Origin of the sequence: Bradyrhizobium sacchari, from assembly GCF_002068095.1 — a bacterium.
GTDB lineage: Bacteria > Pseudomonadota > Alphaproteobacteria > Rhizobiales > Xanthobacteraceae > Bradyrhizobium > Bradyrhizobium sacchari.
In genome coordinates, this window is sequence record NZ_LWIG01000001.1 from 231,296 (window position 1) to 232,881 (window position 1,586).

2 protein-coding genes are annotated in these 1,586 nt (G+C 63.9%); both read right to left on the reverse strand.

All coding sequences use genetic code 11. The features are described 5' to 3' along the window. Nucleotides 1-12: 12 nt before the first annotated feature. Nucleotides 13-1,056 (reverse strand): zinc-binding dehydrogenase, encoded by a 1,044-nt coding sequence (locus A5906_RS01100; RefSeq protein ID WP_080133451.1) that lies wholly within the window; start codon nucleotides 1,054-1,056, stop codon nucleotides 13-15. A 13-nt stretch (nucleotides 1,057-1,069) separates the two neighbouring features. Then, the coding region (locus A5906_RS01105) for a class I SAM-dependent methyltransferase (protein WP_245326546.1) at nucleotides 1,070-1,586 on the reverse strand (517 nt) is incomplete at its 5' end.

The window sequence follows — 1,586 nt, forward strand, 5'->3', positions numbered from 1 at the left end:
CCGCCGCAGCGCTCAGCTGATGTTCAGAAGTATCCGCCCCGATTCGCCGCTGCGCATCAGATCCAGCGCGTCGTTGATGTCGTCGAGCGCGAACTCGTGGGTGACGATGCCGCGGTAATTGACCTTGCCGGCCTCGTCGAGGCGAACCAGGCGCGGGATATCGCGCGCCGGCTGGCATTGCCCGCCTTCCGAGCCCTTCAGCACCTTGTCGAAATGCAGCGGCAGTGTGTAGATCTCGACCTTCTCGCGGGGAACGCCGACGAGGATGCAGCGGCCTTTCCTGGCGGTGACCTCGTAGGCGAGCTCGATCAGCGGCCTGACGCCGGTGGTCTCGACGACCTTGTCGGGTCCGTCGGGCCCCGTGATGGCGCGAACCGCGGCGGCGACATCCTTCACCGCCTCGGAGTTGATGGTGTGGGTGGCGCCGAACTGCCTCGCCATCTCCAGCTTGTTGTCGAGGCGATCGATCGCAATGACCGGATGAGCGCCGACCATCGCGGCGAATTGCACGATGTTCAGGCCGACACCGCCGACGCCGAACACGACGACGGCTTCGCCGATGGCGATCTGCGCATCGTTGTTGACGACGCCGAGCGCGGTCGTCACCGCGCAGCCGAGCAGCGGCGCGCTCGTGCGATCGATCGAATCCGGCACGGGCGTGACGCGGTTCTCCGACACCACGGCATAGTCATTGAAGGTGGTGACCCAGCCCGCGTTGAGCCGCCTGCCGCGCCAGGAATAGACCGGCGTGTTGGACTGGACGCCCCTGCCCGGCCGCCAGTGCATGACGACGGTGTCACCCTCCCTGCAGGAGACGACGCCGGGGCCGGTTTCGACGACGGTCGCCAGCGCTTCGTGTCCGAGCAGGTGAGGCAGAAACTTGTCGACGCCCTTGACGGCGTCGATCTCGTTGATCTGCGCGCCGCAGATGCTCGAGGTGTGCACATGCACAAGCACCTGGCCGTGCTCGAGCGCATCCGGCAGGGTGAATTCGTCGACGATCAGCGGCTTGCCCGATTCGACGAGAATCGCAGCCTTTGCGGTCTTGATATCCATGAGGCGCGCCCGGTCACTCGAAATAGATGAATTCGTAGTCGCCGGTGTAGCCGAGCTTTCCGTACAGCCAGATCCATTCGGAGGTGTGCAGGATGGATTCCGCCGTCAGCGCCCAGCATTCGAGGTTGTGCAGCTCGGCGACGTTCCGGTAGCCCTCGACCATGACGTATTTGTTCTTGCCGACCCGCTCGATCTCGTTGAGCGCCGCGTCGAGCTCGTAGAGCCTGAGATTGTGCAGGGTGCCGAGCGAAATGACGAGATCGAAACTGTCGTCGCCATAGGGATAGACGTCCTGGGCGCGATAGTTGAACAGATACGGCCTGACCTGTTCGTGCGAATTCTCGAGACCGTGCTTTGATATGTCGAAGCCGGTGACCTTCAGCCCCGGCAGGATCTTCTGCATCTCGTACAGCAGAAAACCCTTGCCGCAGCCGACGTCGAGCACGCTGGAGCCGTCCTTCAGGCCGTAGGTCTCGATCAGCGCCTTGGCGACCGGCGCCCAGCGTCCCTCGATGAAGCGGTAGCCGCCA

Excerpts from the sequence above, each read along its gene's own strand:
- A5906_RS01100 (WP_080133451.1), bottom strand. The coding sequence starts at position 1,056 with ATGGATATCAAGACCGCAAAGGCTGCGATTCTCGTCGAATCGGGCAAG.